This is a genomic window from Limnofasciculus baicalensis BBK-W-15 (genome assembly GCF_024178385.1).
Taxonomy (GTDB): domain Bacteria; phylum Cyanobacteriota; class Cyanobacteriia; order Cyanobacteriales; family Coleofasciculaceae; genus Limnofasciculus; species Limnofasciculus baicalensis.
In genome coordinates this window covers 1-13,988 of record NZ_JAMZMM010000153.1, presented here as the reverse complement: position 1 = coordinate 13,988, position 13,988 = coordinate 1, and the positions used below count along the sequence as shown (strand labels likewise).

General features: G+C 43.0%; 13 protein-coding genes. 8 read left to right on the top strand and 5 right to left on the bottom strand.

The features are described 5' to 3' along the window. Positions 1–135 precede the first annotated feature (135 nt). The 6 genes from ccmO to NJ959_RS15745 all read left to right on the top strand — a co-directional run bounded on the left by ccmO (position 136) and on the right by NJ959_RS15745 (position 7,987). Positions 136–903: a beta-carboxysome assembly protein CcmO gene (ccmO, locus tag NJ959_RS15770; RefSeq protein WP_254012693.1), complete on the top strand. Its 768-nt coding sequence runs from the start codon at positions 136–138 to the stop codon at positions 901–903. A gap of 159 nt (positions 904–1,062) precedes the next feature. Then, on the top strand, positions 1,063–2,211 hold the full coding sequence (locus NJ959_RS15765; RefSeq protein ID WP_254012691.1) for a DegT/DnrJ/EryC1/StrS family aminotransferase: 1,149 nt from the start codon (positions 1,063–1,065) through the stop codon (positions 2,209–2,211). Between the two features lie 104 nt (positions 2,212–2,315). Continuing rightward, positions 2,316–3,179, top strand: coding sequence for a cyanoexosortase B (gene crtB / locus NJ959_RS15760; protein ID WP_254012692.1), 864 nt, complete (start codon positions 2,316–2,318; stop codon positions 3,177–3,179). Positions 3,180–3,289: 110 nt separating this feature from the next. Next, positions 3,290–4,036, top strand: coding sequence for a cyanoexosortase B system-associated protein (locus tag NJ959_RS15755; RefSeq protein ID WP_254012690.1), 747 nt, complete (start codon positions 3,290–3,292; stop codon positions 4,034–4,036). Positions 4,037–4,041: 5 nt separating this feature from the next. After that, positions 4,042–5,622 (top strand): polysaccharide biosynthesis/export family protein, encoded by a 1,581-nt coding sequence (locus tag NJ959_RS15750; protein WP_254012689.1) that lies wholly within the window; start codon positions 4,042–4,044, stop codon positions 5,620–5,622. Between the two features lie 127 nt (positions 5,623–5,749). Further along, the gene (locus NJ959_RS15745; protein WP_254012688.1) at positions 5,750–7,987 is read left to right on the top strand and encodes an exopolysaccharide transport family protein; all 2,238 of its coding nucleotides are present in this window, start codon (positions 5,750–5,752) and stop codon (positions 7,985–7,987) included. Between the two features lie 337 nt (positions 7,988–8,324). Here NJ959_RS15745 and NJ959_RS15740 read toward each other — a convergent pair whose 3' ends face one another. Next, positions 8,325–9,020, bottom strand: a complete 696-nt coding sequence (locus NJ959_RS15740; RefSeq protein WP_254012687.1) for a rhomboid family intramembrane serine protease — start codon at positions 9,018–9,020, stop codon at positions 8,325–8,327. Positions 9,021–9,111: 91 nt separating this feature from the next. On the opposite strand from NJ959_RS15740, the gene NJ959_RS15735 reads away from it, so the two are divergent. After that, entirely contained in the window at positions 9,112–10,440 is a 1,329-nt protein-coding gene (locus NJ959_RS15735; protein ID WP_254012686.1) for a succinate--CoA ligase subunit beta, read from the top strand. Positions 10,441–10,636: 196 nt separating this feature from the next. Next, positions 10,637–11,530 carry a succinate--CoA ligase subunit alpha gene (locus NJ959_RS15730; protein WP_254012685.1) on the top strand — a complete coding sequence of 298 codons (894 nt, stop codon included), beginning with the start codon at positions 10,637–10,639 and terminating at the stop codon, positions 11,528–11,530. A 9-nt stretch (positions 11,531–11,539) separates the two neighbouring features. Here the strand turns inward: NJ959_RS15730 and NJ959_RS15725 are convergent, their stop codons facing one another. The 4 genes from NJ959_RS15725 to NJ959_RS15710 all read right to left on the bottom strand — a co-directional run bounded on the left by NJ959_RS15725 (position 11,540) and on the right by NJ959_RS15710 (position 13,823). Next, complete coding sequence (locus tag NJ959_RS15725) at positions 11,540–11,800, bottom strand: hypothetical protein (RefSeq protein WP_254012684.1); 261 nt, start codon at positions 11,798–11,800, stop codon at positions 11,540–11,542. Positions 11,801–11,979: 179 nt separating this feature from the next. After that, a complete protein-coding gene (locus tag NJ959_RS15720; protein ID WP_254012683.1) occupies positions 11,980–12,471 on the bottom strand; it encodes a Spy/CpxP family protein refolding chaperone in 492 nt (163 codons plus the stop codon). 119 nt (positions 12,472–12,590) lie between these two features. Beyond that, positions 12,591–12,950, bottom strand: coding sequence for a hypothetical protein (locus NJ959_RS15715; RefSeq protein WP_254012682.1), 360 nt, complete (start codon positions 12,948–12,950; stop codon positions 12,591–12,593). 267 nt (positions 12,951–13,217) lie between these two features. Beyond that, positions 13,218–13,823, bottom strand: coding sequence for a sigma-70 family RNA polymerase sigma factor (locus NJ959_RS15710; RefSeq protein WP_254012681.1), 606 nt, complete (start codon positions 13,821–13,823; stop codon positions 13,218–13,220). Positions 13,824–13,988: the final 165 nt, after the last annotated feature.

Sequence of the window (13,988 nt, the reverse complement as noted above, 5' to 3'; positions counted from 1 at the left end):
TGACTATGGTGCGTTACGCTACGCTAACACACCCTACAGATATAATCTTTGCGCAAGTCCTATAAATTATATTTTTTGCCTTTAACTTCTAACCTCTAACCTCTAACCTCTCTCAAGACAGATGGATGTTTTATGATGGAGTTACACAACTATGGAATAGTCCCCCGAGACTCTTTGCCCAAAAGTAATCGCACTAGCCAAACCTCCTTGGGCTTGGTTTCCACAATTAGTTTTCCGGTTATCGTCAGCACGGCTGATGCTATGCTCAAATCCTCTGGTGTCACCCTCGTAGGATTTGAGAAAATTGGCAGTGGTCATTGTACTGCTATTGTTCGAGGAGCAACTGCTGAGGTGCGGATTGCTGTGCAAGCAGGAATTGAACACGCGAAACGAGAAGGTCAACTTCTTTCCTCCCTAGTCATTCCTCGCCCTTTCCCCAATTTAGAGGTAATATTTCCGATTGGTTCTCACCTCCTTGATGATTTAAGACACCCAAGTCGTTCCCGCCATAGCTCTCAAGCTTTAGGATTATTGGAAACAAGAGGATTCCCAGCCATCGTTGGTGCTGCGGATGCTATGCTCAAATCGGCTGATGTGGAACTCACTGGCTACGAAACCATTGGTGATGGTTTGTGTACTGTAATTATTCGGGGTAGAGTGGCAGAAGTGGCGATGGCGTTACAAGTGGGGATGGCAGAGGCTCGGCGGATTGGTGAATTGATTGCGGTAACGGTGGTGACTCGACCTTTGGAAGATTTGGAAAGATGTTTACCATTGGCGAGTTGCTTAATTGAGGAAGAGCCTCAACCTTTACTATTACCGATTCAGGTGAAGGAACTTGAAAAAGAATTAATAGAATTACCGGAGTTGGGAAGATTGCGGCTTCCTGGTAGAGAAGAATAATTAGAAGTCACAAATCAAACAACAAATAACCAACAACCAACAACGGATAAAAAACTTTACAATAATTTTTTCATCTAGGGGTTTGCATCACCAGAAAAATTAGACGTTAATAGATAAAGGGGAAGAGTACCCCTTGTCACCCATACGCCCTCATTGAAGATGAATCAAACAGCCTCAGTGAAAATTCCGTTCGTTGATTTGAGTCAGCAACACCAACCCATTCAAGCCCAGTTAGACGAAGCCCTCCACTCTGTAGTCAAACGAGGAGATTTCGTGCTGGGTAAAGCCTTAGCAGAATTTGAGCAGGCATTTGCCGCCGCTTCTGGTGCAGAATACGGAATTGGAGTCGCCTCTGGAACTGATGCGATCGCGCTAGGATTAAGAGCTTGTGGTATTGGTGAGGGCGATGAAGTACTCCTTCCCGCCAATACCTTTATCGCTACCTTGATTGGCGTGAACGAAGCCAGAGCGACCCCTATTTTAGTCGATTGTGACCCTGATACAGCGCTGATTGACCTAAATGCAGCCCAAAAAGCAATTACCCCCAAGACTAAAGCAATTGTACCCGTTCACCTCTACGGTCAGATGGTGTCGCCTAGCCAATTGTTAGAGTTTGCTGAGGCTAACAACTTGCTGATTTTTGAAGATGCAGCCCAAGCTCACCTAGCCCAAAGAGAGGGGTATATAGCAGGCTCGGTAGGGAAAGCGGCTGCTTTTAGCTTCTATCCCAGTAAAAATTTGGGAGCCTTTGGTGATGGCGGGATGGTTTTAATGAAAGATGCTGAAGTCGCCCAAAAAATGCGCTCTCTCCGGAATTACGGCGCACCTCGCAAATATTTCCATGCCGATATTGGCAGAAACAGTCGCTTAGATACCTTACAAGCAGCTATTCTTAATGTAAAGCTTCCTCATTTAGCAGGGTGGAATCAGTCCCGCAACTTAGCAGCTAGCGAGTACGATAAGTTACTAGAACCCCTGAAAGATATGGGAATTATCCCTATCCAAAACCAAAGCGGTACTGGTCATATTTATCACCTTTACGTTATTCGAGTCACTGATGCCTGTCCCCTAGACAGACAGACGATCCAAGATAAACTAGCAGGAGCAGGAATTGACACAGGCATTCATTACCCCATCCCGTGTCATCTCCAACCCGCCTACGCATATTTGGGATATCGAGTGGGTGACTTCCCCAATTCCGAAATCCTCTGTGAGGAGATTGTATCTTTACCTATGTATCCCGGCTTAAGTAGCGAGCAAGTCAATTTCGTTGTTGATACTTTAAAGTCGTTAGTTATTGGTTGTTAGTTGTTGGTTGTTGGTTGTTGGTTATTTGTTGTTGGTTGTTGGTTGTTGGTTGTTGGTTATTTGTCAAAACTCAAAACTTAAAACTCAAAACTTTAACAACCACCATGGCAATTGGACGAAAAATTCCCCTTGCTATTGAACGGTATCTTTTAGATATCGCGATTATAGCAATCATGGCAATTATCTATGCCCCCTTACTGATTCACTGGTACGATGGCTGGCTCAACAAAAGTATCAGTATTGAGCATGAATACTTCAGTCACGGTTTAATTGGACTACCCTTTGCCGCCTATATTATTTGGACGCAGCGGGAAGAATGGCGTAAGATACCCGATAATGCCCATCCTTTGGGTATGGTATTCCTAATATTAGGAGGAATCTCCTATCTGTCGGGGCAATCGGAATTAGTTAATTTATCCTTTCCTACGATATTGGCTGGACTTTGCCTTTGGTTGAAAGGAATGCCTGGATTTAAACTACAATTCGTTCCTTGGCTACTGATATTTTTTGCAACCCCAAATGCAGCCCCTTACTTAATTGAGCCTTGGGTTTTGCCTCTCCAAACATTTATTGCCGGGACGGCTGGCTTTATTTTACTTCAGTTTGGCCTTGATATCACAGTTGTTGGTACTAACTTATTTGTCGGGGGTAGAATTGTTGAGGTAGCCCCTCACTGCGCCGGACTAAAAATGTTATTTACTAGTCTCTATGTAGGCTTAATGCTACTTTACTGGAGTGGAGCATTAAAATCTCGGCGGAATACCATTTTGTTATTATCTGGTGCAGCAGCCATTAGTGTCACTGCCAATATCTTGCGGAATACCCTACTCACCTTATTTCACGGTACAGGTCAAGAAGGTGCTTTTGAGTGGCTCCACGAAGGTTGGGGTGGCGACTTCTATTCTGCCTGTATGCTAGGTACATTGGTGCTGTTACTGAATGTAATTGAAGGTAAGAGGCAGAGGTAAGAGAGTTTTGAGTTTTGAGTTTTGAGTTTTGAATTAATACTTTTAACTGAGAAATCAAAATTATTCTTCCCCCTAACCTCTAGCCCCTAGCCCCTCACAATCTAAAACTTATGAAATCCGCAAGTATGCTCAAATCAATCCAAGGCATTAAACTTCCGCGAGCGATTCTTATTTTACTGCTATTAGTTTTATTAGGATTTGGGACAATACCGGGTTACTTAAAGGGACAATTTTCCTGGGCAAAATTGCCCAACATGGCTCACCTAAATCAAATTAGAAAGGTACTCACAGCAGGGCTAGAAATTCCTGGTTGGCAAATAAAAGACCAAAAAGTTGTCGAAATTGGTGGGCATAAATGGTCTTATCAGTTATTGGAGGGAAGTACCCCTAAACCAGTCACATTACTACTCCTTCCTCCAGGAGATAGTAAGTCACAACCCCAAGTGGAATGGGTGGATATTGACAGTGCTTTGCGATGGCAGACGGATTCCTATACTAAAATTAAGTTTAAGGTAGCACCATCCGATCTAGCCATCAAGAAACAGTCGTCACCAGAGGGAAGTAACCCTAAGCAAGCTGAAGTTGAAGCGCGTTTCTTTAGGGCTTGGACTCAGGATCAGACAGTGGGGGTGGTGCAATGGTATGCTTGGTTAGAGGGAGGAGACCCAGCTCACAGTAGTTGGTTCTGGGTTGACCAACTTGCTCAGTTACAGCGGCAGCGCGTCTCTTGGGTGGCGGTTTGCCTCCAGATTCCCATGGAGCCTTTAGGGGATCTTAAAGTAACCCAACCGTTAGCAGAATCCTTGGCTAAAATGGTTCAGACAGCTTTAATGGTCGGTCCTTTTGTTGGAGCGTGAGGGGTATGATGAAATTGAGTATTATTAATTATCAAAGGGAAAAAGGAAAAGGAAAAAAAGATTTTTATCACCTTTCTCTCTCGCTTTTAGATACTTTACCTTTTAGTCTCACCCTGGTGTTATTGCTGGTTGATTTTAGTGTTTTGGCGGGTAAGGGTATGAGTCAGACTTTCACTGAATCACCGATATCAGTACCCAATACTGAATCTAATTCTCAACTCAATATTGAATCCAATCCTAATCTTCGCGCCCAACTCCCAGTATTTCCACCCACTCAAGCTATTGATAGAGAAACAGAAGTGGAAAGTGGACAATTCAATACTACACCTCAAACCAGTATTCCTATCCCTGTAATCCCTCCCCCACAGAGCAATCCAGTATCAATACCAAACCCAACTCCTCGCGCCCAACTTCCTGCCTTTCCCCCTCCTCAACCTCCTAACCCTGGAGTGGGGAATCCTCAATCTCCTATACCTAACTCTCCATTCCCCACGCTTCCTCAAGTCGGTGTTCCCAATCCTGATTTCCCGCCCACAGATACTTACGACTTGCGCAACCCATTACCACCTCTAGGTTATCCGGAACAATCACCTAAGCTTGCTTCACCAGAGCAATTCAATCGTTATCTTTTAGGAGTAGGTGATTCAGTTGGGGTAAATGTGGAACGATTTACTGATCTTAATTTTCAAGGAACTATTGATTTGCAGGGGAATATTATAGCACCGCTGGTTGGCAAAGTGAAAATTTTAGGACTTAGCCCGGAAGCTGTTCAAGAATTACTCCAACAAAAGTTTAGTCAATTTGTCAGAAATCCCAAAGTGACGGTGGTGCTAGCAGGTTTGCGCCCAGCAAATGTCACCATCGCTGGGGAAGTGGTGCGCCCAGGATATTACTCCCTCGGGCCGGGTTCACCGCTGACAACAGCACTACAAGCTGCTGGCGGTACGACTAATCTAGCAGATTTGCGTAACGTTGTCGTCCGTCGTCGCTCACCTCTTGATAATTCCATTATTCAGCAGCAGGTTGACTTATTTACTCCCCTGCAAAATGCCTCAGAATTACCGGATATGCGCTTGCGAGATGGGGATGCAGTAGTGGTGTTGAAATTAGAAACGGGGACATTGACAGATTACGACCAAAGCCTAGCAGCTCGCTCAACTCTGGCACAACCGAGCATCACGCTGCGGGTGTTGAGTTATCCTGATGGACGAATAGCTAATCTACAGCTACCCAATGGCAGTAATTTCATTGATGCGTTAACGGCGCTGGCTCCTAGCCTAGAAAATGCTAATCTCCGAGAAATTGCGGTGATGCGTTTCGACCCAGAACAGGGTAAAGTTGTTACTCAAGAGATTAATGGCAAAAGGGTTTTGTTAGGCGATTTGGCCCAAAATATCCCCTTGCAGGATGAAGATGTGATTGTCGTAGGCCGCAGCTTGATTGCTAAGGTGAACTATGCCCTTGGTTTCATTACTAGACCATTTAGTACTTTTCTAGACTTCCGGAGCTTTTTTCAGAATGTAGGAAATGTGTTTGGGGGTTCCAATAATAATAATAATAATAATAATAATAATAATAATAACTAAAATGAATAATGGCTAATCAGGTATCTGGTATTAATTTACCAGAAAACAACAAACAACTAACCACCAACAACTAACAACAACTACCAACAACTAACCACTAACAACTAACAACCAACAACTAACAACCATGAGTCCCCCTATAGTCAAACGTTTTTTAATCTCTCTAGATCGTCATAAAATCGTAGGAATTGGCGTTTTTACTCTGATTACAGCAATATCTGGTGTGGTAGCGCTGATTGAACCAACTCGGACTCCCGTATCTTACCAAGTTCTAGCTGAATTGCGGATTAGTACACCACCGAGAGTATTTTCGGAAACTGGACAGCAGATTCAGCAACAAGGTATTTTAATTACGGAGGAGATGCTCAAGTCAGAAAACGTGATTAAAGCAACAGCCTACACCGTAGGTGTCAACCCGCAACAAATTATCAAAAATCTAAAGGTGGGGCTGCAAGGTGGAGAAGCACCAGCAAAAGGTAAGGGAGGAGGTCCACCATCGGGTGTTATCATAGGGTATCAAGATACTGAGGAAGGACGGGCAGGGAAAACTGTCGCAGTCTTGATGCAGAAGATGATTGAGCACAGTCGTTTGATTAATAGCAAACGACTGACAACTATCATTGACTCTATACAGAAGCGGTCCACTACGGCTAAAGCAGAACTAAAGCAGGCAGAAGAACAACTAGAAAGATTAGATCGCATCGGTGGTGCAGCATTTGCTATCAGTCAAGATCAATCATTACCAGCAGAAATTACTGGTGCCCAACAACAGCAACGGCAACTACAACAAACCCTAGAAGGGCTGGATACCCAAATGGCGAGTTTGGAAAAACGTTTGGGTTTGACGGCTGACGAAGCCTATACCTCATCAGCTCTGAGTGCAGATCCGATTATACAAAGTCTGCGATCGCAGATTCAGCAAAATGATACTCAGGTAGAAATGCTCAGAAGTCAGGGCTATCTCGATGCTCACCCAAACGTGGAAACCCTACTTCAACAGCAACAAACTTATTCTAAAATGCTGGCGCAGCGAGGAGCGGAAGTAATTGGAGGCAATGGCTTAGGGGAAGCATTTAGCCCGACTAAAGTTCGCCAAGATAGCAATCTGGACCCCACTAGAATGCAAATGGCTAACCAATTGGTGGCATTACAAACCCAACGAGAAACCCTTAAACAACAACTGGAATTCACAAAAAGAACCGAGCAAAAGCTCCAACAACAGTATAAACAAATCCCGACTCAGCGGTTAGAGCGCTCCCGGTTAGAGCAACAGTTGAAGATTAAACAAGAATTCTACAGCAAGTTACAAGCACAGTTAATTGATGCCCAAGCAGCCGAAGCTGAAGCTGTTAGCAATCTATTCTTAGTTGACGACAAACTCCCACAAGAGCAAAAAGTGGGCGGGGAACTTAAAGGTGTGAACTCAGGAATAGCCCTAGGCGGAGGTGTGGTTGTCGCTTTGTTAGTCGCTAGTGGCTCAATTCTATTACTGGCAATCCTCGACAGTACCCTCTACTCACCCCAAGAAATCATCCAGGTACTTGTGCAGCATGATGTGCAAGTCTTGGCAGAATTACCAGTTGTCATCAGTTTGGATCCAGACTTCGGGCAAACTGGAATTATCCTGAAACCAGATTCTCCCTATTTGGATTTATACGAAAGGTTCCGCAGTAAACTCCGTCGTGGCGAAAATAAATCGATTAAAGTGGTGGCGATCTCCAGCACGATAGAGGGCGAAGGCAAGACTGTCAGTGCTTATAATTTAGCGATCGCATCGGCACAAGCAGGCAAACGAACATTACTCATTGAAGCTAATTTGCGATCGCCATCCCAAGCCAGATTCCTCAGAGTTCCCACTGAACCTGATGCCAGAGTTGAACCCCTACGCTATTATAGTTCCATTAATCGATGCGTGAAATTCGCCTCGGAGATTGAGAATCTTTACATTGTCCCTAGCCCTGGTCCACTCCGACAAGCCGTTGCTGTAATAGAATCAAGCGAATTGCAACGGTTAATCGCAGATGCTCGCAGTCGCTTTGACTTTGTAGTCGTAGACACCCCGCCTCTGTCTCGTTGGGATGATGCTCGGTTACTCCAACCCCTAACTGACGGTATGATTTTAGTGACTAGACCTGGTACTACTCAGAAGTCTATTTTAGATCAGGCTGCACGAGAATTATCGGAAGTAGAACCGTCATTCCTATTAGGTGCAATTATTAATGGCGTGGAGCAATCAATTCCCATGGAAGATTTTGAAGATATTGATGACGATGAATATGAAGAAGAAGATAGCTTTGATGACGATGAGTTAGAAGAGGAAGAAGAAGAGGAAAAGCAAATTCCTACTCCAGCAATGAGGTTCTAATTAGTTATTAGTTATTAGTTATTAGTTGTTGGTTGTTGATTGTTGGTTGTTGGTTGTTGGTTATTAGTTGCTAGTTATTAGTTACAGCGGTTACCGCTGTTATGAGGTATAGTAGCAGTAATTTTCAGGTATGTGAGGTGCAGAGAAACCCGGTTTCTCAAAGAAACCGGGTTTCTGATGTGTACTTCATAAACCTGCAATCTGCTATATTAGTTGTTAGTTGTTAGTTAGAGGGGCAATAGTTCCTCAAATAACTAATAACTGCGATCGGTGAAACATCTGTTCGACAACAAACAACAAACAACAAACAACAAACAACAAACAACAAACAACAAAACTATTCCTCAGAAAACAATCCCATCAATGGACCGAGAATAGCACCAAAAACAAAGCCACCAGCATGTGCCCAGTAAGCAATGCCACCACTGTTCATCCCGATATCAGATGGTACATTTAAACTAGCGAAACTGCTGAAAGCTTGCTGCAAAAACCAAATACCCAGAAATAAAATTGCTGGAATTCTTATCTTAGTGATGAAGAAGCCCAAGAAAACTAAAGTATTGATTTGAGCGCCAGGAAACCTGATAATATAGGCTCCCATCACTCCTGCGATCGCGCCACTAGCACCAAGGGAAGGAATCGGTGATGACATAGAGAAAAACCACTGAGATAAAGCAGCTAAAATGCCACAAGTAATGTAAAAGATTAAATACTTCAGGTGTCCGAGTCTATCTTCAATATTGTTACCAAAAATCCACAAAAACAACATATTTCCACCAACGTGCATAAAACCACCATGGAGGAATTGGGAAGTTACCAATGTCAGTAATTCCGGTACTGACTGATTGATGGGGATACCACGGAAGCTATTGGTTAATTCTCGGGGGATGACAGCATAAAGTTGAAAAAATTGATTAAGCCCAGAAGAAGTCAAACTCAATTCGTGGATAAACACCACAATGTTTGCTGCAATCAGCGCCAAAGTCACGTATGGAGTAGTGCGGGTGGGGTTGTCATCACTAAGGGGAAACACAGATGGCTGTCCTATTTATTCAAAAATTAGTGGTAAGTTGTTATTTATCATTTGTTATTTATTATTTGTTGTTTGCTATACAATCCTGTTCATGGACTTATTAGAATACCAGGCAAAAGAATTATTTCGTGAGGTAGGCATTCCTGTATTGCCTGCCCAGCGTATCGATCATCCCACAGATCTAAAGCATTTGGGGATTCCCTATCCAGTGGTACTCAAGTCTCAGGTGCCTATGGGGGGAAGGGGGAAAGCAGGTGGGATTCGGTTGGTGGAAAATACAATTGATGCGATCGCAACTGCTAGGGCAATTTTTAACTTACCGATTCGCGGTAAGTATCCGGAGGTACTCCTGGCGGAATCCCACTATGATGCCCACCAAGAATTGTATCTCGCAGTCATCCTCGATTATGGCATCGGTCGTCCTGTTCTGTTAGGATCTTCTCAAGGTGGTATGAATCTAGAAACAGCGATGGCGCACATGCAAAGGGTTGTGGTTGAGCGAGACTTTTCCCCTTTTTATGCGCGTCGTCTCGCCCTGAAAATGGGACTCCAAGGGAATCTGATTGAGTCAGTCAGTGGGATTATCCAGAAAATGTACCAGTTATTTATCGAAAAAGACTTGGAGCTGGTGGAAATTAATCCTTTGGCGATTAGTGCTACGGGGGAGGTCATGGCTTTAGATGGTAAAATAGCTGTCAACGATCGTGCTTTGGGTCGTCATTCAGAGTTAGCTATGTTGGTATCAAATAAGGGAGTTAACCAGGGAGTTAACAGGGGAGTAAACCAGGAGCTTAACCAGGGGCTAGAGCCAATTGTTGATACTAACCAACTTAATACTCAAGCAAAAGAACTCAATTGGACTGACAGCAATGGCAATATTGGTATCATTTGTAATAGTAATTGTCTGGCTGCGGCAACCTTGGATTTAATCTATCAATCCAAAGGTAAACCAGCTATTTGTCTGGTGGCAAACGGTTATGCTAGTTGGGATTTGCAGGCATTATCTTCTCCTGTACAACAACTGCAAAGTGCCTTGGCGCAACTTACAGAAAATATAGGTATTCAAGTTGTATTGGTGAATATTTTGTGCAATTCTGCTGCTAGTGAAGCTGTCGCTGATGCTATTGCTAATTATCTCCAATCTCAAGTTGAGGAAATGCCAGTTATAAACGAAGCAAATCAAGCAGAAAGACAGATGGATACTATCTCTCTTTCCCGTCGCGCTGCAAATAATCGAAATCATTCTGTTGAGTCAAAATCCACTACGGTGACTCGATTACCTCAGTTTGTGATTCGTTTGGTGGGGGGAAATATTGACTCTGCGAAAGAGCGTGTATCAGCGATGCCTGTACACTGGATAGATAATTTAGATCGAGCAGTTACTCAAGCAATCTCTCTGGCTAAATCTACTGTTAATTAGGGAATGGGGAAGATGGAATGGGGAATGGGTTTTTTGGAATGGGGAGTGGGGAGTAGGGTGTAGGGTGTAAGGTGAAGAGTGAAACTATTTTTCATACTTCATACTTTATACTTCATACTTTATACTTCATACTTCATCCTTCATACTTCATCCCCCTATGGTAAGCTCTAAATTTGCATCTATTTAGCTTGGGATTATGAACTTGACACCAGACAGTAAAGTCTTGATACAGGGCATTACACAACCGATAGCTGCATACTATGCAGCCCGAATGAAAACTTATGGCACAAATCTCGTCGGGGGAGTTAGTGCAGGTAACGGTGGGCAGGAATTATATGGTATTCCTGTATTTGATTTAGTAGAGGAAGCTTTATCAGAATGTGGATTTATTGATACCACGATTATTTTTGTGGAACCATACTCGGTATTAGATGCTGCGCTAGAAGCAATAGATGCGGGGATTTCCCAGATTGTTGTGGTGACTAGGGGTGTTCCTCCTCTGGATATGGTACGCCTACTCCGCACAGCAGAAGTTACCGGAACTTTAATTATTGGACCGAATAGTTCTGGTATCATTGTACCAGGAAAAGTTTTATTGGGTACTCAGGAAAGTGATTTTTATACTCCTGGAGTAGTTGGATTGATTAGTCGAACTAGTGCCCTCACTTATGAAGTAGCTTTAGCATTAAATCAAGCACAAATCGGACAATCTATTGGGGTAAACTTAGGTAGCGATCCTATTGTTGGATCTTCCTTTCGTCAATGGCTAGATCTTTTGGCAATAGATAAAACTACCAAAGTTATTGTTTTAGTAGATCAAACAGGGGGAAGTAGCGAGGAAGCAACCGCTGAATACATCGCCAAAACTATTAATAAACCAGTGGTAGTTTATATTGCCGGATATTCTACCCCTGAAGACAAACAATTGGGCGATCCTAGTTCGATTATTGCAGCCCAATTATCAGGTCCAGTTACGATTACGACTACATCTCAACATAAAGTAGAATTGTATAAGCAAGCAAAAGTACCTGTAGCAGAGCGTCCTTCTCAGATTCCTAAGTTGGTGAAAAAGTTACTTAAGAAAAGTTAAAAATAACTACTATATTCCCAACATCCGGTTAGCGTCTTCAGGTTTGATCCGCTCCACTTTCTTAATATAGTCAATTTTTTGCAGACACTCTCGCACCGATTGAACATCACTAACCTCCAGTAACAGCCATTCTCCATAAACCGAGTGTTCGCTCCGAATTAGATCTGGTAGCTGTTTGTCAGACTTAATTCGTTTGAAAACTAGGTCTTTCTTCTTGGGACTAGTTAAGGAAACTAAAATCCAATTGACATCGCTCTGTTCTTGGGACAACTTTCTTTCCCTCTAACCTTGAAAGTCTTTTATTGTGGTAATCATACCATTATTTTGACTTTATTCTTTCCAGTAAAACCATCTAAATCTTGCTCGTACTTGTGGTATAATGATTGATTACCCTTTTGAGTAGCATCTTGCTCCCATGAAATTATGTTTGGTTAGATAAGAGAATGCTATCAAAATTCCTCTTCTCTTCTATTCCTCATCATATTCTGAAAATTATCCTTTTTTTGTTCCATCATCTGAGCAAATCTACTACGTTGATCTGGTGTCAGAACCTCTCGCATTTCTAGCATACTTTCAAGTCGCAAGTCTTCTAGCTGCTGCTGCAACTGCTGAACTTCTTGATGTTTATTGCGAATTTGTCCAGAATCAATGTTAGTAATCATTAGGGATCTAAATTCTTGGGTGGATTCATGGATTCCCTTTTGTAAACCCTCTATTCTATTTTTGTACTTATATTGAATTACTCGCAATTTTTGCTGTTGTTCTTGACCTAAATTCAGTTCCTCCATCAAACTATGCCTAATCCGTTCTTGAGGTGGTCGATTCTCAAAATTTTGAACTATGTTTGGGGCTAACGCATTGGAATTAGGTTTGCCAAGCGCAATAATGCCACCTAATGAAAGCAGTAGTAATGATAAAACAGAAACACGACGTAACAACATAATAATTATCCCTATTGGTTGTTAGTTATTGGTTATTGGTTATAAAAAAAAGATAACAACTAACAACTAACAACTAACAACTAACAACTAACAACTAACAACTAACAACTGCAACACTCTCACGGTGCTGTATTTGCTAATAGCATCCACTCATCTGGTGTACTATTACTTGGAGAACTCGCTGATGTCTCTCCTACAACGTGATTCCAGTTATTTTCTAAAAAAGCTTCCAACTTAGTAGAAGAATTTGATAACTCAAATGGGGGTGTAAGTGTGCGGTAACCACTCCAAGCCATCAGTAAACCAGCCGCAATTACTGGTGGCACAGCCCACAAGCGCCGTCCCTGAAGTGGGAGATCTTGCTTCTCAATTGCACTGATGATTTGGTCTTCCAAATCATCAGCCCCTGACGGAGGTGTAGGGCGATTTTGACGGAGAAACTCTTGCCATCGTTGGTCATCGGGGGGTAACTTGCTCATAGCATTTCTGCTCCATCAAACTGACACAACATGAACATCATGAAAATTATGGTATAGCTAGGGACTAGGGGCTAGGGACTTTCTTGCTAGGGAAGAAAGCTGTAAAATCAAGGGTTTGAGGAATTTAGAATGTCTTAACCGCCCTGGCGGTTGCTATAATTTTAAGGTTTACTTCCTGCGATCGTGGAAAATTGCCCATTTTATTCTGCAAAACTGTTACTAGCGATCGTCAATTTATGGCAAGATACCAGATAAATTTAGGAATTACTAGCCTTCCTGTTGCTCGATATATTGCCGCAGGGACATGCGAGCATGGAAAAGACGAGACTTAACTGTTCCCAATGCTATGCCCAAAATTTGGGCAACCTCTTTTTGGGGTAAATCTTCGAGATCGTGCAAAACGATAACTGTACGATGCTCAAAACTTAGCTGTTCGAGTCCTCTCTGTACGATATCTTGATAGTGTAACCGCATCAGATCCGGAGTTTGGGCAGAGTTTGAGTTTCCCAAAGGTATTGCCTCTGCATCTGCTTTAAGTTTTGAGTTGAAAGCACGCTGCTGCGCAAACTTTCGCCGCTCATCCGATGCCACATTCCAGCAAATCCGGTAAAGCCAAGTAGAAAATTGGGATACCTGCCGGAGTTGGGGCAAACCTTTCCAGGTGCGAAGGAAGACTTCTTGAACTAAATCATCTAACCCCTCAGCACCACATAGCTGATAGAGAGTCGATCTAACTCGCTGCTGATAGCGCAGATAGAGTTGGCGAAAACTTTGCTGGTTGCCTTGCTGGCACTGTCGCACCAACTCGGAGTCGGCGTTTGACTCGTTTGCAGTCGGGTTATTGGTTGACACCTGAGCGGGTATGACTGACACCTCTAAGTTTTCTCACCAGTTTATTTTCTCCCTCCTTTAGACTCGGTTGCCGAGAGAAAGGTTCAATCACAAGGGAGTGGGGAAGAGAATTTTGAGGTTTGAGTTTTGAGTTTTAATTGAAAACTGAGAACTATTCCTGAAAGTGGGGAGTGGGGAGTGGGGAGT

Coding starts and splice junctions, on each gene's coding strand:
- ccmO (WP_254012693.1), top strand. CDS start 136: ATGGAGTTACACAACTATGGAATAGTCCCCCGAGACTCTTTGCCCAAA.
- NJ959_RS15765 (WP_254012691.1), top strand. CDS start 1,063: ATGAATCAAACAGCCTCAGTGAAAATTCCGTTCGTTGATTTGAGTCAG.
- crtB (WP_254012692.1), top strand. CDS start 2,316: ATGGCAATTGGACGAAAAATTCCCCTTGCTATTGAACGGTATCTTTTA.
- NJ959_RS15755 (WP_254012690.1), top strand. CDS start 3,290: ATGAAATCCGCAAGTATGCTCAAATCAATCCAAGGCATTAAACTTCCG.
- NJ959_RS15750 (WP_254012689.1), top strand. CDS start 4,042: ATGATGAAATTGAGTATTATTAATTATCAAAGGGAAAAAGGAAAAGGA.
- NJ959_RS15745 (WP_254012688.1), top strand. CDS start 5,750: ATGAGTCCCCCTATAGTCAAACGTTTTTTAATCTCTCTAGATCGTCAT.
- NJ959_RS15735 (WP_254012686.1), top strand. CDS start 9,112: ATGGACTTATTAGAATACCAGGCAAAAGAATTATTTCGTGAGGTAGGC.
- NJ959_RS15730 (WP_254012685.1), top strand. CDS start 10,637: ATGAACTTGACACCAGACAGTAAAGTCTTGATACAGGGCATTACACAA.
- NJ959_RS15720 (WP_254012683.1), bottom strand. CDS start 12,471: ATGTTGTTACGTCGTGTTTCTGTTTTATCATTACTACTGCTTTCATTA.
- NJ959_RS15715 (WP_254012682.1), bottom strand. CDS start 12,950: ATGAGCAAGTTACCCCCCGATGACCAACGATGGCAAGAGTTTCTCCGT.